Here is a 22,579-nt window from a genome sequence, read left to right on the forward strand (position 1 = left end):
CACCTTGTTTACAACCCCTGCAAAGAAAAATGCCGTTCAGACTTAACTGAACGGCATTAAGCCTCGCGCTGGCTTTTTTCTTTTGCGCCTGCTGCGCCTCACTCCTGCGAGGCGCAAGATGCACCCTCAATCGCGCCTTTCCGCACACCTGCAACAACCCCCCGATCTGTTGCAAACAGTTTCGAATTCTCCCTTGACATCTGCTAATCTTGAACGCGTGGCTCGGCAATGGGCGAGGCAGGCAAGATAAGCCCCGGACCGGGACACGGGTCAGTGCGCACAAGAAAGACGTCAATCATGCAGCACTCTTTGAAGTACCGGATGGCGTTCGCCACGGCGGGTGTGGTGACGCTGATCATCGTGCTGCGCGCCCTGTACGCCCAGTACTACGCCTACGACAGCCTCAAGCACCTGCGGCAGCAACAGCAGGACACGCTGGTCGAACTGGTGGCGGAGCAACTGGACGAAAAGGTGCAAAGCCGGGCCGCGACGTTGCGCCGTGTAGCCCGGCAGCTGTCGCCGATGCTCGCAGCCAGGCCGGCGGAGCTGCGACGTGCCGCCGAAGGCATGGTCGACATGCCGGACCAGTTCAACGGCATCTTCCTTGCCGCTCCTGACGGCCAGCTGGTGTTCAGCACCGCCGTGCCGGACAACGTGCGCCTGCGGGTGGACGACCGCGACTATTTCCGTGATGTCCTGCGCGGCCAGCCGCTGGCGGTGTCGGACCTGATCCAGGGCAAGCTGACCAACGCACCGGGCATGGTGCTGGCCGTGCCGCTGCTCGGGCCCAACGGCGAATTGCGCGGCGTGGTCGGCGGCGTGCTGAACCTGTCGGCCAGCAATTTCCTGCGCGAGCTGGCGCACAGCCGGGTCGGCGATACCGGCAGCTTCTGCCTGGTGTCGGCCGGCGCCAGTCCGCGCTACGCCATGCATCCCGACCCCAGCCGCGTGCTGACGCCGGCGCGCGCGGTCGACGAGGCCTGCGGCGCCGAACGTCCCGCCTCGATGCTGGAAGTGGTCCGGCCGACGCAGCCCATCGTGGCGCGCCACCTGCTGCAGTCCAACGGCTGGCAGGTGGTAGCCGTGCTGCCGGCGGCCGAGGCCTACGGCGTGCTGGTCGATGTGCGCCAGCGCACGATGGTCATTGCCGGGCTATCGCTGCTGTTCGCCGCCGCGCTGATGTGGCTGGTGATGCGCCGGCTGCTGGCGCCGCTGCAGCGGCTGCACCGCGCCGTGCGCCAGATTGCCACCACCCCCTCGGCGCTGGCGGATCTTCCCACCGGCCGGGCCGACGAGATCGGCGAGCTTGCCACCAGTTTTGCCGAGGTGGTGGCGCAGCTGTCCGAGCGCGAGGCCGCGCTGCAGGCCGCCAAGGACCGCGCCGCCGAGAGCGAAAAGCGCATCGAGGCCATCGCCAACCACGTGCCGGACTTCGTCTCCTTCATCGACCGGCAACAGCGCTACGCCTTCGCCAACCAGGCCTACGCGCAGCATTACGGAGTGCCGGCGCAGCAGATCGTCGGGCTGTCCTTGCGCGAGTTGTGGGGCACTCACGAATACATGGCCTGCCAGCCATACCTCGAGCAGGCCTTCGCCGGCCGCGCGGTGACATTCACGCGCGAAAGCCCGGATGGCAACGAGTGCATGGAAGTCACCTACCAGCCGGCCTGGAACGATGCCCAGGACACCGTGGTCGGGCTCCATATGTTCGCGCGCAATGTGACGCACGAGCGCCAGAAGCTGCGCAATCTGGAGGCCCAGACCGTCTCCGACCATCTGACCGGCCTGCTTAACCGCAAGGGGTTCGACCGGCGCCTGGCGGAATGCATGGCGCGCACGAGTGCCGGCGGCCGCGCGCTGGCCTTGCTGCTGGTGGACCTGGACGACTTCAAGGCGGTCAACGACAACTACGGCCATCCGGTCGGCGACCGCCTGCTGGTGGCGTTCGCGCAGCGCCTGCGCGCCTGCGTGCGCAAGGGCGACGCGGTCGCGCGCATCGGCGGCGACGAGTTTGCGGTGATCCTTGACGGTGTATCCGACTGCGGCGCGATGGATTCGGTTGCCAACGCCATCGTGCAGTCCGCGCGCATGCCGCTGGTGATCGACGGGCATTCGCTGTCGGCCACGGCCAGCGTCGGTTCGGCGCTGCATCAGGGGCGCCAGGCCATGACCGTCAGCGAGCTGTTCATGCACGCGGACATGGCGCTGTACGAGGCCAAGCGGCACGGCAAGGCGCGCTATGCTGCCCAGCGCGATTGCACCCCTGCGGACAACGCCGACTCCATGGTGGTATCGGCGCCGTCCCAGGAGCCTGCCGGCTTGCCGGCCTGACGGATAAAAAAACGGGCGCACCAGGAGCCCGTTGCTGGTGACAGCGCGCCGGGAGGCAGGCCTTGCGGCCAGCCGGCGCCGCTGGTCAGCGCACCTTGCCCTCCTTCCATGCCTGCAGCAGCTTGTCGTAGGGGATGGTCTCGCCCTTCGGCTTCTCGTTGGCCAGCTTTTTCCATGGCGCGTGGTCGCTCGACAGCCACTTGGCCGGGTCGCCCTTCGGGTTGAGCTTGGGTGCGCAATTGCTCATGCCGGCGCGCTGCAGCCGTGCCATCACCTGGTCCATCTCGTCGGCGAGCGTGTCCATGGCGGCCTGCGGGGTTTTCTCGCCGGTCACCGCGGTGGCCACGTTCTTCCACCACAGTTGCGCCAGCTTGGGATAGTCGGGCACGTTGGTACCGGTCGGCGTCCAGGCCACGCGCGCCGGGCTGCGGTAGAACTCGATCAGGCCGCCGTACTTGGCCGCGTTCTTGGTCAGGTAGTCGTGGTTGATGTCGCTGTCGCGGATAAAGGTCAGCCCGGTCAGCGACTTCTTCAGCGATACCGTCTTCGAGGTGACGAACTGCGCGTACAGCCACGCGCCGGCGAGCTTGTTGGGATCGGTGTTCTTGAAGAAGGTCCACGAGCCCACGTCCTGGTAGCCGTTCTGCATGCCCTGCTTCCAGTACGGGCCGTAAGGCGACGGCGCCATGCGCCACTTGGGCGAGCCGTCGCCATGGACCACCGGCAGGCCCTTCTTGGTCATGTCCGCGGTAAAGGCCGTGTACCAGAAGATCTGCTGCGCCACCTGCCCTTGCGCCGGCACCGGCCCGGCCTCGGAGAAGGTCATGCCCATCGCCTGCGGCGGAGCGTATTTCTTCATCCAGTCGATGTACTTGGTCAGCGCATAGACGGCCGCGGGGCTGTTGGTGGCGCCGCCGCGCGCGACCGAGGCGCCGACCGGCGTGCACTTGTCCTCGGCCACGCGGATGCCCCACTCGTCGACCGGCATGCCGTTGGGCAGGCCCTTGTCGGCGGTACCCGCCATCGACAGCCAGGCATCCGTGAAGCGCCAGCCGAGCGAGGGATCCTTCTTGCCGTAGTCCATGTGGCCGTAGACCTTCTTGCCGTCGATCTCCTTGACGTCGTTGGTGAAGAAGTTGGCGATGTCTTCATACGCGGACCAGTTGGTCGGCACGCCCAGGTCGTAGCCGTACTTGGCCTTGAATTTGTCCTGCAGGTCCTTGCGCGCGAACCAGTCGGCGCGGAACCAGTAGAGGTTCGCGAACTGCTGGTCGGGCAGCTGGTACAGCTTACCGTCCGGCGCGGTGGTGAACTTGGTGCCGATGAAGTCCTTCACGTCCAGGCCCGGGTTGGTCCACTCCTTGCCGGCGCCGTTCATGTAGTCGGTCAGCGGCAGGATCGAGCCATAGCGATAGTGCGTGCCGATCAGGTCCGAATCGGAAATCCAGCCGTCGTAGATCGACTTGCCGGACTGCATCGAGGTCTGCAGTTTCTCGACCACGTCGCCTTCCTGGATCAAATCATGGTTGACCTTGATCCCGGTGATTTCCTCGAAGGCCTTGGCCAGTGTCTTGGACTCGTACTCATGCGTGGTGATGGTCTCGGACACCACGCTGATCTGCGTGACACCCTTGGCCTTGAGCCTGGCGGCGGCGTCGATAAACCACTTCATTTCCGCCTGCTGCTTGTCCTTGGATAGCGACGAGGGCTGGAACTCATTGTCGATCCACTTCTTCGCTTCCGCCTCGCCCGCCAGGGCTGAGGTACCGCAAGCCAGCGCAGCCGCGCAGGCAAGGGCTGTCATCCCCAACTTCACGTGCACTTTCATCGGTGTCTCCTCATGAATTCCCCTCCCCGGCTATGGTCTGGGTGGCGGCCCCGGGGCAGGGATAAGCCGCTATACCGTTATCTCCCATCGAAGCGGAAACTGCTGGCCCCGATGGGCCCGTTCAGCCCTTGCGCAGGATCAGCGCCAGCACCAGCATCGATACGCCGAAGCTGATCCAGACAGACGGTTCCTCGGCCAGGGACAGCCACGCGGTGAGCTTCTCGCCCAGCCCGACCCATGCCAGGTTGACCCACGCCGCGCACATCAGGCCGATGAACAGCCGGTCGCCGCGGGTGGTGGCAATTGGCAGGAAGCCCTTGCGCAGCACCGAAGGCGAACGGATTTCCAGGACGGTCATGCCGATCAGCATGACTACGATGCAGGCGAAGAACACCGCGACCGGTGTCGTCCACACCATCCAGCTCAGCATTGCCATGTCTCCTTGTCTTGAGTGCGCGCGCTTTTTACCTGCGTCCTATACGCGCCCCATCGCGAAGCCCTTCGCGATGTAGTGCCGCACAAACCAGATCACGATGCCGCCTGGCACGATGGTCAGCACGCCGGCCGCGGCCAGCACGCCCCAGTCCATGCCCGATGCCGACACCGTGCGCGTCATGGTGGCCACGATCGGCTTGGCGTTGACCGAGGTCAGCGTGCGCGCCAGCAGCAGCTCCACCCAGCTGAACATGAAGCAGAAGAACGCCGCCACGCCCACGCCAGCCTTGATCAGCGGCAGGAAGATGGTCAGGAAGAAGCGCGGGAAGGAATAGCCGTCGACGTAGGCGGTCTCGTCGATTTCGCGCGGCACGCCCGACATGAAGCCCTCCAGGATCCACACCGCCAGCGGCACGTTGAAGACCAGGTGGGCCAGCGCCACGCCCAGGTGCGTGTCCATCAGGCCGATGGTGCTGTACAGCTGGAAGAACGGCAGCAGGAACACCGCGGGCGGTGTCATGCGGTTGGTCAGCAGCCAGAAGAACACATGCTTGTCGCCGATGAACTGGTAGCGCGAAAACGCGTATGCCGCCGGCAGCGCGACCACGATCGAGATCACCGTGTTCATCGCCACGTAGATCATCGAATTGAGGTAGCCGGAGTACCACGACGAATCGGTGAAGATAGTCTTGTAGTGCTCCAGCGTGAAGTCGGCCGGCCACAGCGACAGCGTGGAGACGATTTCCTCGTTGGTCTTGAACGACATGTTCACCATCCAGTAGATCGGCACGATGGCGAATAGCAGGTAGACCAGCAGGAAACCGGCGCGCCACCAAGTCGTGGTGGTGGCCTGGGTGCGGATTTCAGCCATGGGGCATGTCCTCGCTGCCGGCGGTGCCCGCGCGCTGCATCCAGTTATAGAGGATGAAGCACAGGAGCAGGATGATCAGGAAGTAGACGATGGGAAACGCCGCCGCGGGGCCAAGGTCGAACTGGCCCACGGCCTTCTGCGTCAGGTATTGCGACAGGAAGGTGGTGGCGTTGCCGGGACCGCCGCCGGTCAGCACGAAGGGCTCGGTATAGATCATGAAGCTGTCCATGAAGCGCAGCAGCACCGCGATCATCAGCACCCCGCGCAGCTTGGGCAGCTGGATGTGGCGGAACACCGCCAGCCGCGAGGCGCCATCGATCTGCGCGGCCTGGTAGTAGGCGTCGGGAATCGCGCGCAGGCCCGCGTAGCAGAGCAGCGCCACCAGCGGCGTCCAGTGCCAGACATCCATCACCAGCACCGTGACCCAGGCATCGAAGGCGCTACCGGTGTAGTTGTAGTCGAAGCCCATCGCCTCGAGCGCGGCGCCGAGCAGGCCGATATCGGTGCGCCCGAAGATCTGCCAGATGGTGCCGACCACGTTCCATGGGATCAGTAGCGACAGCGCGATGATCACCAGCGCCGCCGATGCCTTCCAGCCCCTGGCCGGCATCGACAGCGCCAGCAGGATGCCGAGCGGAATCTCCACCAGCAGCACCGCCAGCGAAAAGCCCAGCTGGCGCAGCAGCGCGTCGTGCAGTTCGCCGTCACGCAGCACGGTGCGGAACCATTCGGTGCCGACAAACACGCGCCGCTCGGGCGAGATGATGTCCTGCACCGAGTAGTTGACGATGGTCATCAGCGGCAGGATCGCCGAGAACGCCACGCATGCCACCACCGGCAATACCAGCAGCCAGGCCTTCTGGTTGACGGGCTTCATGACACCAGCTCCTCGTTGACGTAGTAGCAGGTATGGCGGTTGAACACCGACAGCCAGGCCGTGTCGCCGGCGCGCAAGGCGGCCGCCTCGGCCCCCAGGCGGGCACGCAGCGTTGCAGCCTGCGCGCCCGCTTCCTGCACGCTGCCGGTCACCAGCCAGTAGGTGCCGATGTCCTGCGCGCGCTGCACCTGTATCGGCATTGCCTGCATAGGGCGCTCCTCGCGCTCCGGTGCCAGTTGCAGGTACTCGGGCCGCACGCCGATGCGGAAGCTGCCCGCCGCGCGCAAGGCCGCAGCCACCGATGGCGCCAGCGCCGGCGTGTAGCGCCGGCCTGCCACCTCGATGGCGTCGTCGCGCCACTGGCCCGGCAGGAAGTTCATGCCGGGCGAGCCGATGAAATGCCCGACGAAGGTGTGTGCAGGCCGCTCGAACAGCGCATCGGCAGGCCCCACCTGCACCGCCTTGCCGCGCGACATCACCACCACCTGGTCGGCAAAGGTCAGCGCCTCGGTCTGGTCGTGGGTGACGTAGATCAGCGTCAGGCCGAATTCGTGGTGGATTTCCTTGAGCTTGCGCCGCAGCTGCCATTTCAGCTGCGGGTCGATCACCGTCAGCGGCTCGTCGAACAGGATCGCCGAGACGTCGTGCCGTACCAGTCCGCGGCCCAAGGAAATCTTCTGCTTGGCGTCGGCGGCGAGGCTGCTGGCGCGGCGGTCCAGCGTGGCCGACAGCTCCAGCATCTCGGCCACGCGTCCCACGCGCTCGCGCACCTGCGCCTCCGGCACGCCGCGGTTGCGCAGCGGGAAGGCCAGGTTCTCGCCGACGGTCATGGTGTCGTAGATCACCGGGAACTGGAACACCTGTGCAATATTGCGCGCCTGCGGCGTGGCGCCCGTGACGTCGCGTCCGTCGAAGGCAATGGTGCCGTGGGAAGGCCGCAGCAGCCCGGAAATGCAGTTCAGCAGCGTGGTCTTGCCGCAGCCTGACGGGCCCAGCAGCGCATAGGCGCCGCCGTCCTCGAAGGTGAACTTCAGCGGCAGCAATGCGTAGTCGTCATCGTTGCGCGGATGCGGCAGGTAAGAGTGCGCAAGGTCCAGGTCGATGCGTGCCATCGTCAGCCCCCCGCCGCCGCCGCGGCACCGGCTGCCGCCCCGCCCGGCACATCGCCCGGCACCCCCGCGGCCAGCCCGCCGGGCCGCCGGGGCGCATGGATGCGCCGGCCGGCCGCGTCGAACAGGTAGATCTGGTCAGGCAACAGGTGCAAGGACACCGGTTCGCCCAGCCGCAGGTCGAGCACGCCGGCGAACTGCGCCACCAGGTTGCCCACCGGCGTATCGGCATGGATAAAGGTGTCCGAGCCCGACAGCTCGGCCAGCGCCACGTGCCCCGGTACCGCGACCGCGCCCGGTTCGCCTGCCAGGCGCAGCGCCGACGCGCGCACGCCCACGGTGACGGGTCCCTCACCTCCGCCGGCGCCGGACACCGGCACCGAGATGCCGCCGGCAAGCGTGACCCAGCCGCCGTTGAGCGTGCCCGGTACCAGGTTCATCGGCGGATCGTTGAAGGCGCGCGCCACGCGCAGCGAATCGGGATAGTGGAAGACGTCGGCGGTCGGCCCATACTGCAGCAGCTCGCCGGCATCGAGCACGGCCGTATGGCCGCCCAGCAGCAGCGCCTCGCCGGGTTCGGTGGTGGCGTAGACCACGGTCGCATCGCCATGCGCGAACAGCTGCGACAGCTCTTCGCGCAGTTCCTCGCGCAGCTTGTAATCCAGGTTGACCAGCGGCTCGTCCAGCAGCATCAGCGGCGCTTCCTTGGCCAGCGCACGCGCCAGCGCCACGCGCTGCTGTTGGCCGCCCGACAGCTCAGACGGGTAGCGGTCGAGCAGGTGGTCGATATGCAGCCGCGCCGCCAGCTCGCGCACGCGCGCGGCAATGTCGGCGCCGGCGGCGCCATCGCGACGCAGCCGCAGCCGCAGCCGCAAGCGCAGCGGAGAGGCAATGTTGTCGAAGACCTTGAGCGACGGGTAGTTGATGAACTGCTGGTAGACCATCGACACGTTGCGCTCGCGCACCGGCACGCCGGTGACATCGTGGCCGTCGACCAGCACGCGGCCGGCGCTGGGCCGGTCGAGCCCCGCCATCACGCGCATCAGCGAAGTCTTGCCCGCCTGGGTAGCGCCCAGCAGGATGGTCACCGCGCCGGGAACCGGCGCCAGCGTCATCGGATAGAGATACGCCTGCGAACCTGCGTGCTGCGCCACGGCCTCCAAACTCAGCTGCATCCGGTCTCCATGTTCGATATGCTTTTCGCATCACCACTTTTCGCGCGATGCAGGCGCACAGTTCTTGGCTTTCGACCGTTTTAGTAATAAAACGAACAGAAAACAAGTGTGCACCGCATCATTTGTTTTCGTTTCTGTTTGAACTAGAATCCCGGCATGACGCTCAATCCACGCCAGACCGCCCTGCTCGAAGAAGTCCGCAGCCATGGCTTTGCCTCCATCGACGAACTTGCGCGCAAGTTCGGCGTCACGCTGCAGACGGTGCGGCGAGACGTCAACCTGCTGGCCGAGAACGGCATGCTGGCGCGCTTCCACGGCGGGGTGCGGGTGGAGGGCTCCACCACCGAGAACATTGCCTACCGGCAGCGTCAGGTGCTGAATGCCGAGGGCAAGGCGCGCATTGCGCGCGCGGTGGCGGCGGCGGTGCCGGAGGGCTGCTCGCTGATCCTGAACATCGGCACCACGGTGGAAGAGATCGCGCGCGAGCTGATGCAGCACCGCGGGCTGCGCGTGATCACCAATAACCTGAACGTGGCCAATATCCTGGCGGACAACCCCGACTGCGAGGTCATCGTCGCCGGCGGCGTGCTGCGCTCGCGCGACCGCGGCATCGTCGGCGAGGCCACGGTCGAGTTCATCCGGCAGTTCAAGGTGGATATCGGCCTGATCGGCATCTCGGGCATCGAGACGGATGGCACGCTGCGCGACTACGACTTCCGCGAGGTCAAGGTGGCGCGGACCATCATCGAGCATTCACGCGAGGTCTGGCTGGCGGCGGATACCAGCAAGTTCAACCGCCAGGCCATGGTGGAGCTCGCGCATGTGTCGCAGGTCGACCGGCTGTTCACCGATGAGCCGCTGGCGGCACCGTTCGACCGGATCCTGGCCGACAATGGGGTGAAGTGTGTGGTGGCGGAGCGGGAGTGAGCGTGCCGGATGTCCGGCTGCCGCTGCCGCGCTGGCGGGAGCGGGGCTGGCGTTGAGGGCGGGGGGCGGGACGGTGCATGCTGCGTCGGCATTGCGACGCGCCTGCCCTCTCCCCCGTCCCCTCTCCCGCACGCGGCAGAGGGGAGCAAACCCCCTGGGAAATCGAGGCTTACTTGAAGACGACGGTCTTGTGGCCGTTCAGCAGGATGCGGCGTTCGGCGTGCCACTTGACCGCCCGGGCCAGCGCCACGCACTCCACGTCGCGGCCCACGGCGGTGAGCTGGTCCGGGTCCATGCTGTGATCGACGCGCTCGATTTCCTGCTCGATGATCGGGCCCTCGTCCAGGTCGGCGGTGACGTAGTGCGCGGTCGCGCCGATCAGCTTCACGCCGCGGTCGTGCGCCTGGTAATAAGGCTTGGCGCCCTTGAAGCTGGGCAGGAACGAGTGATGGATATTGATGGCGCGGCCGGCGAGCTTGCGGCACAGGTCGTCGGACAGCACCTGCATGTAGCGCGCCAGCACCACCAGGTCGATCTTCTGCTCCTGCACCACGTCGAACACGCGCGCCTCCTGCGCGGCCTTCTGCTCGGCCGAGGCGTTCATCAGCGGCAGGTGGAAGAACGGCACGTCGTACGACGCCGCCAGTTGGTAGAAGTCGCGGTGATTGGACACAATTGCCGCGATCTCGACCGGCAGGCCGCCCACCTTGGCGCGGAACAGCAGGTCGTTCAGGCAGTGGCCGATCTTGGACACCATGATCATCACGCGCGGCTTGACAGAGGCGTCGTTCAGCTCCCACTGCATGCCGAACTGGTCGCCCACCGGCGCGAACGCTGCCTTCAGCGTGCCCAGGTCCGGGCCGCCGGCGGCCGCGCTGAAGTGCACCCGCATGAAGAAGCGGCCGGTGTACGCGTCACCGTACTGGTCCGAATCGACGATATTGCAGCCGTGCTGGAACAGCAGGCCCGAGACGGCGTGGACGATGCCCGGCTGGTCGGGGCACGAAAGGGTCAGGATAAATCCGGTGGTGCTCATGGTGTGTGGTTCTGTCGGAGGGGCGCGGTGTACGAGCCGGTGCGCGAGCCCAAGGGCCATCAAGGCCGCGAAGCCAGTGAAAGCCGTGAAAGCGCGGGCCAGGCCCGCTGCGCACGCTCAGGCGCGACGGTCTTCGGTGCCCGGCCAGCCGCGCCGGCGAAGGGCATCCAGCGTCACCAGCGTGGCGTCGACCGTCATGGCGCCGCTCGACATGATATCAAGCAATGCGGCCAGCCCCACGCGCTTGTGTTCGCTGACCTCGCCGTCCTGGTTGCTCGGGACGAATCCCGGCGGCAGCATCAGGTCATAGATGTAGACCTGTTCCCACTGCACGCCTTCGGGCAGGTCGCGCAGCACCTCGACCATGCCGTGCGGCTGCACGCGCCCGGCCAGCGCCGGCGGGATGCCGGACTCTTCCTCGCACTCGCGCACCAGCGTGGCGAGCGGGTCGCTGCCGTGCGGCATGCCGCCGGCGACCAGGTTGTCCCACATGCCCGGGTCGACCGATTTGCCGGGGCTGCGCCGCGAGATCCACAGCACGGGGCCGGCGCCGGTATCGGCCATGTCAACGATCCCGTTCATGTGCGAGGCAAAGGTCAGCAAACCCAGGAAGCGCGCCGCCGCGCGCTCGACCGCCGCCAGCGCGGGCGCGTCCAGCGCCGGGGTGACCGCGAACAGTTCATGGCGCCAGCCGCGCACGTGCCCGGCCTCGGCCAGCTGGTGCGCGAGCGCGGCCAGCGCGGCGCTCAGCACTTCGAAGCCGGAGCGTCCCGGCAGCAATGCCACCGCGGCGGTGCCATCCGCGGCGCCCTCCTCCGGGCCGAGGATGCAACCCATGCCGCGCAGGATCGCGGCATGCGCCCGGGGCAGCCAGCCGACCTGCTGGCCGCCCACCATCAGGCGCAGCTTGCTGGCGGGATCGAAGCGGGTGCGCGCCGCCAGCGAGGCGGCGATGCGTGCCATGTGGCTGGCGTCGGCGCCATCGCCGGACGGAATTCCAGACGGAACGCCGGACGGCACCGCGGGCGGCAGGGAAAAGATGTCGGCCATGTCAGATCGGGGCGCCGGCCGGGCCGGCGCATCTTGTCATTTTCAGGATTGAACGCATGAACCAGGCAGCAACGCAAGCCCAGGCGCAGCACGCCGGCCCAGGCCGGCACGCTTCCGAGCCGCACTTTGTTCTGGCGCTCGACCAGGGCACCAGCAGCTCGCGCGCGATCCTGTTCGACCACGCCGGCAGCGTGGTGCGGCTGGCGCAGCGCGAGTTCCGCCAATACTACCCACATCCGGGCCATGTCGAGCACGATCCGTATGAAATCTGGCAGTCGCAGCTGGCGGTAGCGCACGAAGTGCTGGCCGATGCCGGCATCTCCGCCACGCAGGTGCGCGCCATCGGCATCACCAACCAGCGCGAAACCACGGTGCTGTGGGACCGCAAGACCGGCGAGCCGGTCGGGCGCGCACTGGTCTGGCAGGACCGCCGCACCGCGCCGATGTGCGAGGCGCTGCAGGACGCCGGCCATGGCGAGCTGTTCCGCGAGAAGACCGGGCTGGTCATCGATGCGTATTTCTCCGGCACCAAGCTGCGCTGGATGCTCGACAACATCGAAGGTGCCCGCGAACGCGCGCAGCGCGGCGAGCTGGCGTTCGGCACGGTCGACAGCTGGTTGATCTGGCAGCTGACCGACGGCGCGCGCCACGTCACGGACGTGTCTAACGCCTCGCGCACGATGCTGTTCAATATCCACCGCTTCGAGTGGGACGACGCGCTGCTGGCGCTGCTCGACATCCCGCACGCGCTGCTGCCCGAGGTAGTGCCGTCCAGCGGCGAGGTGGCGCGCACCGCGGCGCGGCTGTTCGGCGTCGAGATCCCGATCGCGGGCATCGCGGGCGACCAGCAGGCGGCCACCTTCGGCCAGGCCTGCCTGTCGCCCGGCATGGCCAAGAACACCTATGGCACGGGCTGCTTCCTGCTGATGAATACCGGCACCGAACCGGTGGCATCGCACAACCGGCTGCTGACCACCATCGGCTGGCAATTGGGCGGGCAAACCCAGTATTGCCTGGAGGGCGGCGTCTTCATGGGCGGCGCCACCATCCAGTGGCTGCGCGACGGCCTGAAGATCATCAACAGCGCGCCCGAAGTTGAGCCACTCGCACGCCAGTGCGACGACACCGGCGGCGTGGTGCTGGTGCCTGCTTTTGCCGGCCTTGGCGCCCCGCACTGGGACGCCTTCGCGCGCGGCACGCTGGTCGGCATGACACGCGGCACCGGCCGGCCGCAGCTGGCGCGCGCGGCGCTGGAATCGATCGCGTTGCAGAGTGTCGACGTGCTGGAAGCCATGCAGAAGGACGCCGGCATCGCGCTGGCCGAGCTGCGCGTGGACGGCGGCGCCTCGCGCAGCGACCTGCTGATGCAGATGCAGGCGGACCTGCTCGGCACCTCGGTGGTCCGTCCGCGCGTGACCGAGACCACCGCGCTGGGCGCAGCCTACCTCGCCGGCCTGGCCACCGGCTACTGGAGCGACCCCGCGCAGATCGCGCAGCAATGGCAGGTGGAGCAGCGCTTCGAGCCCAACCTGTCGGCTGACGAACGCGGTCACCGGCTGGCGCGCTGGCACCGCGCCGTCGAGCGCGCCCGCGACTGGGCGCGCGAGGACGAAGCCGGCGCCGCCGGCTGAACGCCGGCCGCCCCCAACGCTCCGCCAAGACCGTACACACCCCGAACCAAGCGCCATGCAGAAAGCCTCCACCCCGACCCAGCCCCCGACCCAGCCCCCCAGCCGGGCCGCCCTGCTTTCCACCCTGGAGCGCGAACCGCGCTGGGATGTCATCGTCATCGGCGGCGGCGCCACCGGCCTCGGCACCGCGGTCGATGCCGCCTCGCGCGGCTACCGCACGCTGCTGGTCGAAGCCGCCGATTTTGCCAAGGGCACCTCGAGCAAGGCCACCAAGCTCGTACACGGCGGCGTGCGCTACCTGGCCCAGGGCAATATCGGCCTGGTGCGCGAAGCCTTGCACGAGCGCGGCCTGCTCGCGCGCAACGCGCCGCACCTGGTGTGGCCGCTGGGCTTCGTGGTGCCGGCGTACCAGATGTTCGACCAGCCCTTCTACGGCATCGGCCTGAAGGTCTACGACCTGCTCGCCGGCAACCTCAACCTGGCCGGCAGCCGCTGGCTGAACCACCAGGAGGTGCTGGCCGCCGTCCCCAACCTGGCCGAGCACGTCAGCGGGCGCCCGCTGCGTGGCGGCAACCTGTACTTCGACGGCCAGTTCGACGATGCGCGGCTGGCGGTGGCGCTGATGCGCACCCTGTTCGACGTGGGCGGCACCGCGGTCAACTACATGCGCGTGACCGGCCTGAGCCAGCAAGGCGGCGCGATCTGCGGCATCACGGTGCAGGACGCGCTGGGCGACGCCACCTTCCGGCTGCGCGCCGATTGCGTGATCAATGCCACCGGGGTCTGGGTCGACGCGGTGCGCCAGATGGAGGACGGCCATGCCCGCACCCTGGTGGCCCCGAGCCAGGGCGTGCACCTGACGCTGCCGCGCAGCTTCCTGCCGGGCGAGAGCGCCATCCTGATTCCAAAGACCGACGACGGCCGGGTGCTGTTCGTGGTGCCGTGGAACGGCCATACCATTGTCGGCACCACGGATACGCCGCGGCGCGACCTGCCGCTCGAGCCCGATGCCGGCGCCGACGATGTCGATTTCATCCTCGAGACCGCGTCGCGCTACCTGGCCAAGGATCCCACCCGCGCAGACGTCACCAGCGTCTGGGCCGGGCTGCGGCCACTGGTCAAGGCTACCGGCGAAGCTTCCACCGCGTCGCTGTCGCGCGAGCATACGATCTTGGTCTCTAAGGCGGGGCTGATCACGGTCACCGGCGGCAAGTGGACCACCTATCGCAAGATGGCGGAGGACGTGATCGACACCGCGATCCAGCGGCAGATGGTGCGCGCCGCGCCCTGCGTGACCGGCGACCTGCCGCTGCACGGCGCCGCCGGACTGCCGGCGGAACTGCCGCTGGCGGATGCGCCCGCCCCGGACCGCTACTACGGCAACGAGCTGGCCACGCTGCGCGCCCTGCCCGGCCAGGACCGCGTGCTGGCGGCGGCATCGGGCCTGACCGAAGCGCATGTCCGTTTCGCGGCCCGGCACGAACTGGCACGGCGCGTCGAGGACGTGCTGGCGCGCCGCAACCGCGTGCTGTTCCTCGACGCGCGCGCTGCGCTGCAGGCCGCGCCGGCAGTGGCCGCGATCCTGGCCGAAGAGTTCGGGGAAAGCGAGGCCTGGCAGGCGCGCGAGCTCGACAGTTTCCGCGCGCTCGCCGCCGGCTACATGCTGGGCGGCGCTGCGCAACCCGAGGAACCGGCCGCCGCCGCCCGCGTCTGAACTGGCTGGCCAAAACCGCTAGAAAGGGCCCACCGACGTGACTCGCCCGACCTTGAACGCAATCCGCGGCGCGGTGCTGCTTGCATGGCTGGCCGCCGTTGGCAGCGCCAGTGCCGCGCGGCCCCCCGGCATCGACGGCGTGCGCTTTACCGACGTGCGTACCGTGCGCTACCAATGCGACGGCGACAAGACGCTGACCGTGCGCTACTTCAACAGCGCCGACAACCAGGCCGCCGTGTTCCGCCTGGACGGCAAGCCGGTGCTGGCGGTGACCACGGTCGCGGCGTCCGGCGCGCGCTATGTCGGCGGGCGCTACGAGTGGTGGACCAAGGGCGACACCGGCACGCTGCGCGACCTGATGCAGCAGGAAAACGCCGCGGCGGCGCTGTCGAATTGCCAGGCAAGGCCCTAGCCGCGGGCAAGCATCATTGCCGGATCCGACGCCGACGTTTGAGGCAACGGCGTTCCGGGCGATAATGCGGGGATTGAATCAGGGAGAACACCATGGACGAGATTGAAGATCTGTCCGATCTGCCGATGCCCCGCTTTATCTGGGGCTTCGCCGTTATCGCCGGCAAGAGCGGCGAGGTCATGCACGACGAGTTCGAGTATCTGACCCATACCCGCAGCCCGCGCTTTACCTGCCGCGTGGTCGAGCTGGAAGACATGCCGGCCGAGAGCGAGGAAGACGCCATCGACGGCCGCATCGTCCACCATGACGATCCGCGCCGGATGTTCTATATCACCGACGCCGGCATGGCACTGGTCAACTTCCAGTTGTTCGACAAGATGCCGGACAAGCAGAAGTTCAAGCGCGTCTGCGACGAAGCCATTGCCAACTGGATGCTGCGCCGCGAATTCCTCGACGAGGAGGAAGAGGACTGACCCACCCGCTTCCAGCCCCGCCGGATCGTTGCGGCCGCCTGCGCGGCCGCGCATTTATCAGGCCTGGTCCTGCTCCGGCGGCAGCGCGCCCGTCAGCAGTTCATTGAGCAGGCCGGTCATGCCACCGGGATGATTGACGGCCAGCGCCTGCAGGCGCCGCGCCAGCGTGCCGTCCAGCTTGCACGCGAACGGCACCAGGCCCTGCTCCTGGTCCAGCCGGCGCTGTTCACGGCGATCCGGCCGCGCCCCGGCGCCGCCAGGAATCCCGCCCCGGGCCGCCGAGGCCTGTTTCAGGCTGTTGGCAATCTTCAGGCCCTTGTTCTTTTCCAGGTCCGTTTTCTTCACGGCAATTTCCGAAAGTCTGTCGAGGCCGGCATTGTACGCGCAGGCTGCGGCCGGGCACGGCAACGACCGCGCGCTGGAACATGCGACGAGTCGCGTTACGTGTCGCTGACTTCGATCAGCTCGGCCGCCACGCGCTGGATTTCCGCGTAGACCGGGATGGCGTCCATCGGGCCGGTGCAGCCTACCGCCGTCGCCTGGCTGGCATCCGCACCCGGCGGCAGGAAGACGAAGGCCATGCCGGGCTGCCAGCCGGGATGCTTGCGCAGGCTGTCATTGAGGATGTCGAGATACTGCGCGCGCGTGAAGACGTGCCTTGCCATCGCTACCTCCGGGTCCACTGCCGATGCACCCTGCGGGCGCGGGAGTCATGGCGGGGATCGTAGCATGGCAACCATGGCCGGCGTCACCTTGCGGCGCCGGCGCACGCCTCAGCATTCGCCTTTCTTGGCGTGGCCCGGCGGACAGTGGTAGTCCTTCTTGCCTCCCTTGCCATTGCCCTTGCCACCGTGGCCGCCCTGGTCCCAGCGGCCCGGCACCAGCACCCAGCCATCGCGCGACTGGATCCAGCGCGGCGACTCATAGACATAGCCCGGCCGCTCGCGTTCCCAGCGGCCCTTCTTCCACGCGTGCTTATGGTGGTGGTCGTCCCAGTCCCAGTAGCCCGGCATCCAGACATAGCCAGGGCGCGGGATGGGAATGGCCTCGTACATCGGCGCCGGCGGCGGCACGCCGATGGCAATATTGACCGACACCTGGGCGATCGACGCCGCACTGAAGGCGAGGCCGGAACCCAGCATTGCCGCCAGCAAGACAATCCGGACCGGCCGGAGCGCGAGATGTGTCATGGAATCCCTTTCTCGTGGAGGAACACGCGCACAGTCTAGCGCGCGCCCGCCGCGGCGCCATGTAAGAAAGGGTTTCGGTGGATCACAAAGATGCCGGCGCGCAACACTCGCCTGCACGCCGGCGGCATCAGTGATCCTCTGCCATCGCCTTGAGCTGAGCGTCGCCGGCATCGCGCGCGGCGTCCGCAGTGGTGAAGGTGTCATCCGAGACGATGGCGCGCCGGACCTGCCGCGCATCGAAGTCGACCAGCGCGATCACCCAGACATAGCGCCCAGCCTGGGGAGCGGTCTGCACGAAAGCTTTCAGGTTCGGCCGGGTTTCACTCGCCATGATCCATCTCCTTGAGAAACGTTCTGGAAACGTCGTTGCGGGAAGTGCCGTAACACAAAGGTGTCTGAAAACTCTAGCACACGGTCCGAGCCCTTACCCAGCTTACCCGGCTTACCCGGCCTACCCCACCGCACCCGGCCGCACCCGGCCGCACCTGACCTTACCCGGCCCCATTGCAAGTGTTGCGTGAAGCACCGCGAAGCCCGGCTGCTTGATCTTTCAGTCCGCGTCGCAGCAACCGATAATCAGTCCACTGGCGACCGCCGGCCGGCAGCCCAGCCCTCCGTCCGAACGCTTGACCGCCCGGAACCGGCGCCCGGACCATAGCCGCTTACGCTGTGAGCCGCCTCAGTCGCCGAACGGATTGGGCGCGCGGTTCTCGAGCGACTCGTTCAGGTCGAACTCGTCGCGCACCTTGTCGACCACCGCGCGGATGCTGGCCTCATAACCGGTTGCGTTGCCAAAGCCGCTCATGTCCCAGTTGCGGCCGCGGGCATCGCGCGCATGCGGCACCGGCGCGGGCACGCGGACTTTGGCGCCGTCCTCGCCGACTTCATAGATTTGCTGGATGCGCCGGCTGACCTCGTCCCGAAGGGCACGCCGGCCACGCTCGCGCTTGGCCATGACTGACTCCTCGATGCATGCGCTGGCATCCTAGCATGGTGCGCCCGCGTGGTTCAAAGTGCGGCGATCGCGGCCTGGTAGGCCGAGTAGAGCCGCGCGAAGACCGGTCCGGGCACGCCGGCGCCGACGGTGCGCCCGTCGATCGTAACCACCGGCAGCAGCTCCTTGCTTGCCGACGACAGCAACACTTCGTCCGCCCCGAACACGTCCTCCCTGGCGATCCGGCGCGCTTCCAGCGGAATCTCCAGCGCCGCGCAAACCTCTTCCATAAAGCCGTAGCGGATGCCTTCCAGGATCAGGTTGTCCTTGGGCGGCGCCAGCACGCGGCCATCGCGCACCACCCAGACGTTGGACGACGAGGCCTCGGTCAGCCAGCCGTCGCGGAACTGGATCGCCTCGATCACGCCGTGCTCGGCGGCATGCTGCGCTGCCATTACGTTGCCCAGCAGCGAGGTCGACTTGATCTGGCAGTTCAGCCAGCGCCGGTCCTCCATCGTCACGCAGGCCACGCCCTGTTCGCGCATGTGAGCGGGCGGCAGCGCCATCGGGTTGGTCATGATAAGCACCGTCGGCACGACTTCCTTGGGGAAGGCATGCGCACGCCGGGCTACGCCGCGCGTCACCTGGATATAGATCATCTGGTCCGACATCCCGTTGGCACGGACCACTTCGCCGATCAGTGCCTGCCACTGCTCGGCGCTGTGCGGGTCGGGTATCCCGATCGCCTCCAGGCTGCGGTGCAGGCGCGCGAGATGCTGTGTACCGCGGAACGGCTTGCCACCGTAGTACGGGATGACCTCATAGATGCCATCGCCAAAAATAAAGCCGCGGTCGAGGACCGGAATGCGGGCTTCGGATAGCGGGGTGAGGGAACCATTGAGGTGGACGACGGGGTCGGTCATTGTGCTTCAGGCGGTGGAGAGAATGAAACAATTCTTCCACACGCCCCAGCGCGAGGTTATGCGCAATTTGCATCGGATTGCCGGCTGGCGCGGCGTTGAAGCAGTGACGCCATTCACCCATGTGGGGGTGTTCGTTGCAGCACTTCCTGGCCAGAATCAAGGTGTCGTGAGTTGACCCCTCTCGGCATTTCCCGCAGCCCGCATTCGTGCGGGCTTTTTTTCATCCCCAGAATTGGGGATGCGCGCCGTGCCGGCAACGGCGACGATAAGACCGGGCGGACTGCGACACGCCCAACGCCATTTCAAGCCCTCGCCTACCCTGGCCGAGGGCTTTTTCTTTGCCTTCACTAGGGCAAGCCCCGCCAGGTCGCGATCCGTTGACCGGGTGTCGTCGTCCAGGCACAACACCTCTATTTAGAGGGATGCGCCATCCCATGCGGCTATACGACCATCGTCATGGGCGGTTCCGCGACTCGCCCACCACTACTTCAAGCCCTCGACTACCCTGGCCGAGGGCTTTTTCTTTGGTTGGCGCAAAGAGGCTGTGGCCCATCCGCACCGCAACAAATCTTTACAACTGAGCCCGTGAATTCCGGCAGGGTTGCCCTAGCCTTCCCCCATGCTTTCCGAAGGAGACGGCCATGCCTTCGTCGCGGGACACATTCAAGCTGCGCCGCCCTGGGCGCCGGACGATGAACTGGCATGACGTTGCCTTGATTTCGGCGGCATGGATTGGATTGTGTCTGGGGCTTGGGTGGACGCTTTCCAAAGCGGCCGGGACCTTCGAATAAGGCTGCGCTGCGTCCTCGTCGAAACAGCGATGGAAATAGCTCCCCACCGAATGGGGATGCAAATGTCTTTACATTTGCCGGAGAATGCTCGGGTCGTGAGTTGACCCCTCTCGGCTTTCTACCCAAAGCCCGCCGCTGTGCGGGCTCTTTTTTTCATGCAGGCCCTGTCAGGACGCTGCCGAACCTGGCGGCACCTCTGTTTAGAGGGATGCGCGCCCCGGGCGATTGCACGAACATGGTTATGGGCGTTTCCGTGACTTGCCCACTTTCTTCAAGCCCTTCATGCCCTCGCCCACCCTGGCCGAGGGCTTTTCTTTGCCGGAGTCGGCCTCTGTCCGAACAACAGGCCCGGTGACCCTGCTATGGCAGTTCCGGCGCCCCGCGCGCATCCCGCGCGCATCCCGTGCGCATCCCGTGCGCATCCCGTGCGGGTCGGCGCAGAAAGCAAAAAAGCCGTCCAATTGGACGGCTTCGGCTCACTGCGGATGTTCTGGCGGAGAGAGGGGGATTCGAACCCCCGATAGGCTATTAACCTATACACGCTTTCCAGGCGTGCGACTTAAACCACTCATCCATCTCTCCGGGAAGTCCGCGATTATAGCAGAGTTGCCCGACGAATCTACAAGTTCGTGCGGCGCCCTCCTAGCCCCGACGCAAATACGTCACCAGCCTGTCGATCACCGGCGCGTTGCGCGGCGTGAGCAGGCTGACGATGATCGCTACCGCAAACCCCGCGGGCACGCCAAAGGCGCCGGAAGCGATCGGGTCGACGCCGAACCAGCGGTTGCCGAAAATGCCGGTCATGCGGGTGAAGAACGGGTAGTTGACGAAGATGTAGTAGACCGCCACGCCAAGCCCGGCGGACATGCCGGCGACAGCGCCGGCCGCAGTCGTCCGGCGCCAGAAGATGCCCAGCACCAGCACGGGGAAAAAACTCGATGCCGCCAGCGAGAAGGCAGCGCCGACCAGGAACAGGATGTTGCCTGGGCGCAGCGATGTAACGTATGAAGCGAACAAGGCAACGCCCAGCAACACGATCTTGGCCGTGGTGACGCGGCGCTGGTGGCTCGCCTGGCGGTCGACCATGTGATAGAAGACGTCGTGCGACAGCGCATTGGCGATGGTGAGCAGCAGGCCGTCGGCGGTCGACAGCGCCGCCGCCAGCGCGCCGGCGGCGATCAGGCCGGAGATGACATAAGGCAGTCCGGCGATCTCCGGGGCGGCCAGGACGATCATGTCGGGCTGCAGCAGGATCTCGGCCCATTGCACGATGCCGTCGCCGTTGACGTCGCGGATGCCGAATACCGGCGGATCGACCTTGCGCCATTGCACCACCCATTGCGGCAGTTCCGCATACGACGTGCCGACCAGGTGCTCGAAGAACTCGTACTTGACCAGCGCGGCCAGCGTCGGCGCGGACACGTACAGCAGCGCAATGCAGAACACGGCCCAGGCCACCGAGTTGCGGGTCTCCTTGACGGAGGGCGTGGTGTAGAGGCGCGTCAGGATATGCGGCAGGCTGGCGGTGCCGACCATCAGGCAGAACACAAGCAGCACGAAATTGAGCCGCTTGGTCTTGCGCTCCTGCTCGGACGCCGCCGGGTATGGCTCGGTGGACGACATCGAATGCCGGCTGCGCGCAAGTGCGTCTTCGCGCTGCAGGTTCCACTGCTGCTGTGCGGCGGCGGGATCGCGCGGGAATTCCAGGCGCTCGCGTTCCAGCGCCTTGATTTCGCGCAGCGGCGCATTGCGCGCACGCAGGTCCTGCAGCCGCGCGTCCAGCGTGTCGCGCTCCTGCTGGAAGGATGCCGGCAGCCGGGCGATGCGCTCCTGCAGCAGGATGGCCTGCTGCTTGTAGTACTCGCGCACGGCCTGCTCGGCGGGCTCGCGCTCCAGTTCCTGCTCGCGCGCATCGAGCTGCGCCAGCAGCGTGCCGTAGCTGAGCTGCGGCACCGCTTCCTGGTGATGCTTCCACGCGATCATCGAGACCGTGACCAGGAAGGCGACGATCATCATGATGTACTGCGCCACCTGCGTCCACGTGACCGCGCGCATGCCGCCCAGGAACGAGCACACCAGGATGCCGGCCAGGCCGAAGAAGATGCCAACGGCGAATTCCACGCCGATGAAGCGCGTCACCACCAGCCCTACCCCCTGGATCTGCGCCACCAGGTAGACGAACGAACACAGCGACGCCGCCAGCACCGCGATCGCGCGCACCGGCAGGTTGCCGCCGGGCTTGCCGTTGCCATAGCGCGCGGCGAGAAAATCCGGAATGGTGTAGCCGCCGTACTTGCGCAGGTATGGCGCCAGCAGGAAGGCCACCAGGCAATAGCCTCCGGTCCAGCCCATGACGTAGGCGAGGCCCTCGTAGCCGGATGCGAACAGGATGCCGGCCAGCCCGATGAAGGACGCGGCGCTCATCCAGTCGGCGGCGATCGCCATGCCGTTGAACAGGGCCGGCACGCGCCGCGAGGCGACGTAATACTCGTTGAGGTCGGAGGTGCGGCAGATCAGCCCGATGCAGGCATAGATCGCGATGGTGATGAAGAGGAAGACATAGCCGAGCCACAAGGCATCGGCGTTGGAACGCTCCAGCAGCCCCATCATGCCGACGAAGCCAAACAACCCCAGCGTGAACAGGCCGTAGTACAGCAGCAGCCGGCGGCGGAAGCGCGACTGGGCATCAGGCATGGGCGGCGGTCCGTGGTCGGTGGGGCGCTATCGTAACAAACCCGCCGGCGCGCGGGAACGCGGCGGCGGGCTGGTAGGGGGCACGGCGGAAGGGTTACTGTGCCTGCTTGAGCTGGTCCAGGATCGCCGGGTTCTCCAGCGTCGAGGTGTCCTGCGTGATTGCCTCGCCCTTGGCCAG

Annotated in this window: 22 protein-coding genes and 1 tRNA gene; 7 read left to right on the forward strand and 16 right to left on the reverse strand. The window is 66.9% G+C overall.

Annotated elements, in window-relative coordinates; all coding sequences use genetic code 11:
- Positions 1 to 297 precede the first annotated feature (297 nt).
- A complete protein-coding gene (locus IPF36_RS29385; protein ID WP_255519942.1) occupies positions 298 to 2,331 on the forward strand; it encodes a diguanylate cyclase in 2,034 nt (677 codons plus the stop codon).
- An 85-nt stretch (positions 2,332 to 2,416) separates the two neighbouring features.
- Here the strand turns inward: IPF36_RS29385 and IPF36_RS29390 are convergent, their stop codons facing one another.
- The 6 genes from IPF36_RS29390 to IPF36_RS29415 all read right to left on the reverse strand — a co-directional run bounded on the left by IPF36_RS29390 (position 2,417) and on the right by IPF36_RS29415 (position 8,626).
- Positions 2,417 to 4,147, reverse strand: coding sequence for an ABC transporter substrate-binding protein (locus IPF36_RS29390; protein ID WP_195431789.1), 1,731 nt, complete (start codon positions 4,145 to 4,147; stop codon positions 2,417 to 2,419).
- A gap of 133 nt (positions 4,148 to 4,280) precedes the next feature.
- Positions 4,281 to 4,589 (reverse strand): DUF2160 domain-containing protein, encoded by a 309-nt coding sequence (locus tag IPF36_RS29395; RefSeq protein ID WP_133096129.1) that lies wholly within the window; start codon positions 4,587 to 4,589, stop codon positions 4,281 to 4,283.
- A 45-nt stretch (positions 4,590 to 4,634) separates the two neighbouring features.
- Positions 4,635 to 5,465, reverse strand: a complete 831-nt coding sequence (locus IPF36_RS29400; RefSeq protein WP_133096069.1) for a carbohydrate ABC transporter permease — start codon at positions 5,463 to 5,465, stop codon at positions 4,635 to 4,637.
- The gene (locus IPF36_RS29405) at positions 5,458 to 6,342 is read right to left on the reverse strand and encodes a carbohydrate ABC transporter permease (RefSeq protein WP_195431775.1); all 885 of its coding nucleotides are present in this window, start codon (positions 6,340 to 6,342) and stop codon (positions 5,458 to 5,460) included. The genes IPF36_RS29400 and IPF36_RS29405 overlap by 8 nt, the downstream gene beginning before the upstream one ends.
- The gene (locus tag IPF36_RS29410; RefSeq protein ID WP_195431776.1) at positions 6,339 to 7,454 is read right to left on the reverse strand and encodes an ABC transporter ATP-binding protein; all 1,116 of its coding nucleotides are present in this window, start codon (positions 7,452 to 7,454) and stop codon (positions 6,339 to 6,341) included. The genes IPF36_RS29405 and IPF36_RS29410 overlap by 4 nt, the downstream gene beginning before the upstream one ends.
- 2 nt (positions 7,455 to 7,456) lie before the next feature.
- Positions 7,457 to 8,626, reverse strand: coding sequence for an ABC transporter ATP-binding protein (locus IPF36_RS29415; protein WP_195431777.1), 1,170 nt, complete (start codon positions 8,624 to 8,626; stop codon positions 7,457 to 7,459).
- Between the two features lie 156 nt (positions 8,627 to 8,782).
- Here IPF36_RS29415 and IPF36_RS29420 point away from each other — a divergent pair, with 156 nt between their 5' ends.
- A complete protein-coding gene (locus IPF36_RS29420; protein WP_195431778.1) occupies positions 8,783 to 9,553 on the forward strand; it encodes a DeoR/GlpR family DNA-binding transcription regulator in 771 nt (256 codons plus the stop codon).
- A 169-nt stretch (positions 9,554 to 9,722) separates the two neighbouring features.
- Here IPF36_RS29420 and purU read toward each other — a convergent pair whose 3' ends face one another.
- Entirely contained in the window at positions 9,723 to 10,589 is an 867-nt protein-coding gene (gene purU, locus IPF36_RS29425; RefSeq protein WP_063238204.1) for a formyltetrahydrofolate deformylase, read from the reverse strand.
- Between the two features lie 117 nt (positions 10,590 to 10,706).
- Positions 10,707 to 11,639: a DUF4743 domain-containing protein gene (locus IPF36_RS29430; RefSeq protein WP_133096064.1), complete on the reverse strand. Its 933-nt coding sequence runs from the start codon at positions 11,637 to 11,639 to the stop codon at positions 10,707 to 10,709.
- Positions 11,640 to 11,695: 56 nt separating this feature from the next.
- Between IPF36_RS29430 and glpK the strand changes: the two genes are divergently transcribed.
- From glpK to IPF36_RS29450, 4 genes are all read left to right on the forward strand, one after another.
- Positions 11,696 to 13,270 carry a glycerol kinase GlpK gene (gene glpK, locus IPF36_RS29435; RefSeq protein ID WP_135705547.1) on the forward strand — a complete coding sequence of 525 codons (1,575 nt, stop codon included), beginning with the start codon at positions 11,696 to 11,698 and terminating at the stop codon, positions 13,268 to 13,270.
- 55 nt (positions 13,271 to 13,325) lie between these two features.
- A complete protein-coding gene (locus IPF36_RS29440) occupies positions 13,326 to 14,984 on the forward strand; it encodes a glycerol-3-phosphate dehydrogenase/oxidase (protein ID WP_195431780.1) in 1,659 nt (552 codons plus the stop codon).
- Positions 14,985 to 15,036: 52 nt separating this feature from the next.
- Positions 15,037 to 15,396, forward strand: a complete 360-nt coding sequence (locus tag IPF36_RS29445; protein ID WP_218959749.1) for an MliC family protein — start codon at positions 15,037 to 15,039, stop codon at positions 15,394 to 15,396.
- Between the two features lie 92 nt (positions 15,397 to 15,488).
- Positions 15,489 to 15,869: a hypothetical protein gene (locus IPF36_RS29450; protein ID WP_133096061.1), complete on the forward strand. Its 381-nt coding sequence runs from the start codon at positions 15,489 to 15,491 to the stop codon at positions 15,867 to 15,869.
- Between the two features lie 57 nt (positions 15,870 to 15,926).
- Here the strand turns inward: IPF36_RS29450 and IPF36_RS29455 are convergent, their stop codons facing one another.
- The 6 genes from IPF36_RS29455 to IPF36_RS29480 form a co-directional block, all read right to left on the reverse strand.
- Positions 15,927 to 16,220: a hypothetical protein gene (locus IPF36_RS29455; protein WP_167884615.1), complete on the reverse strand. Its 294-nt coding sequence runs from the start codon at positions 16,218 to 16,220 to the stop codon at positions 15,927 to 15,929.
- Positions 16,221 to 16,309: 89 nt separating this feature from the next.
- A complete protein-coding gene (locus IPF36_RS29460; protein WP_029046345.1) occupies positions 16,310 to 16,534 on the reverse strand; it encodes a hypothetical protein in 225 nt (74 codons plus the stop codon).
- 108 nt (positions 16,535 to 16,642) lie between these two features.
- Complete coding sequence (locus IPF36_RS29465) at positions 16,643 to 17,059, reverse strand: YXWGXW repeat-containing protein (RefSeq protein WP_133096059.1); 417 nt, start codon at positions 17,057 to 17,059, stop codon at positions 16,643 to 16,645.
- A 127-nt stretch (positions 17,060 to 17,186) separates the two neighbouring features.
- Complete coding sequence (locus tag IPF36_RS29470) at positions 17,187 to 17,390, reverse strand: hypothetical protein (RefSeq protein WP_133096058.1); 204 nt, start codon at positions 17,388 to 17,390, stop codon at positions 17,187 to 17,189.
- A 348-nt stretch (positions 17,391 to 17,738) separates the two neighbouring features.
- Positions 17,739 to 18,014 (reverse strand): hypothetical protein, encoded by a 276-nt coding sequence (locus tag IPF36_RS29475; RefSeq protein WP_135705551.1) that lies wholly within the window; start codon positions 18,012 to 18,014, stop codon positions 17,739 to 17,741.
- A 53-nt stretch (positions 18,015 to 18,067) separates the two neighbouring features.
- Entirely contained in the window at positions 18,068 to 18,916 is an 849-nt protein-coding gene (locus tag IPF36_RS29480; protein ID WP_195431783.1) for a D-amino acid aminotransferase, read from the reverse strand.
- A gap of 22 nt (positions 18,917 to 18,938) precedes the next feature.
- On the opposite strand from IPF36_RS29480, the gene IPF36_RS29485 reads away from it, so the two are divergent.
- Positions 18,939 to 19,091 carry a hypothetical protein gene (locus IPF36_RS29485; RefSeq protein WP_195431785.1) on the forward strand — a complete coding sequence of 51 codons (153 nt, stop codon included), beginning with the start codon at positions 18,939 to 18,941 and terminating at the stop codon, positions 19,089 to 19,091.
- Positions 19,092 to 20,198: 1,107 nt separating this feature from the next.
- Here IPF36_RS29485 and IPF36_RS29490 read toward each other — a convergent pair.
- Together IPF36_RS29490 and IPF36_RS29495 are read right to left on the reverse strand one after the other, a co-directional pair.
- Positions 20,199 to 20,289, reverse strand: a tRNA-Ser gene (locus IPF36_RS29490).
- 60 nt (positions 20,290 to 20,349) lie between these two features.
- Positions 20,350 to 22,401 (reverse strand): sodium:solute symporter family protein, encoded by a 2,052-nt coding sequence (locus IPF36_RS29495; RefSeq protein ID WP_133096055.1) that lies wholly within the window; start codon positions 22,399 to 22,401, stop codon positions 20,350 to 20,352.
- Positions 22,402 to 22,579 lie beyond the last annotated feature (178 nt).

The sequence above is a fragment of the Cupriavidus sp. IK-TO18 genome (assembly GCF_015549295.1).
Classification (GTDB): domain Bacteria; phylum Pseudomonadota; class Gammaproteobacteria; order Burkholderiales; family Burkholderiaceae; genus Cupriavidus; species Cupriavidus oxalaticus_A.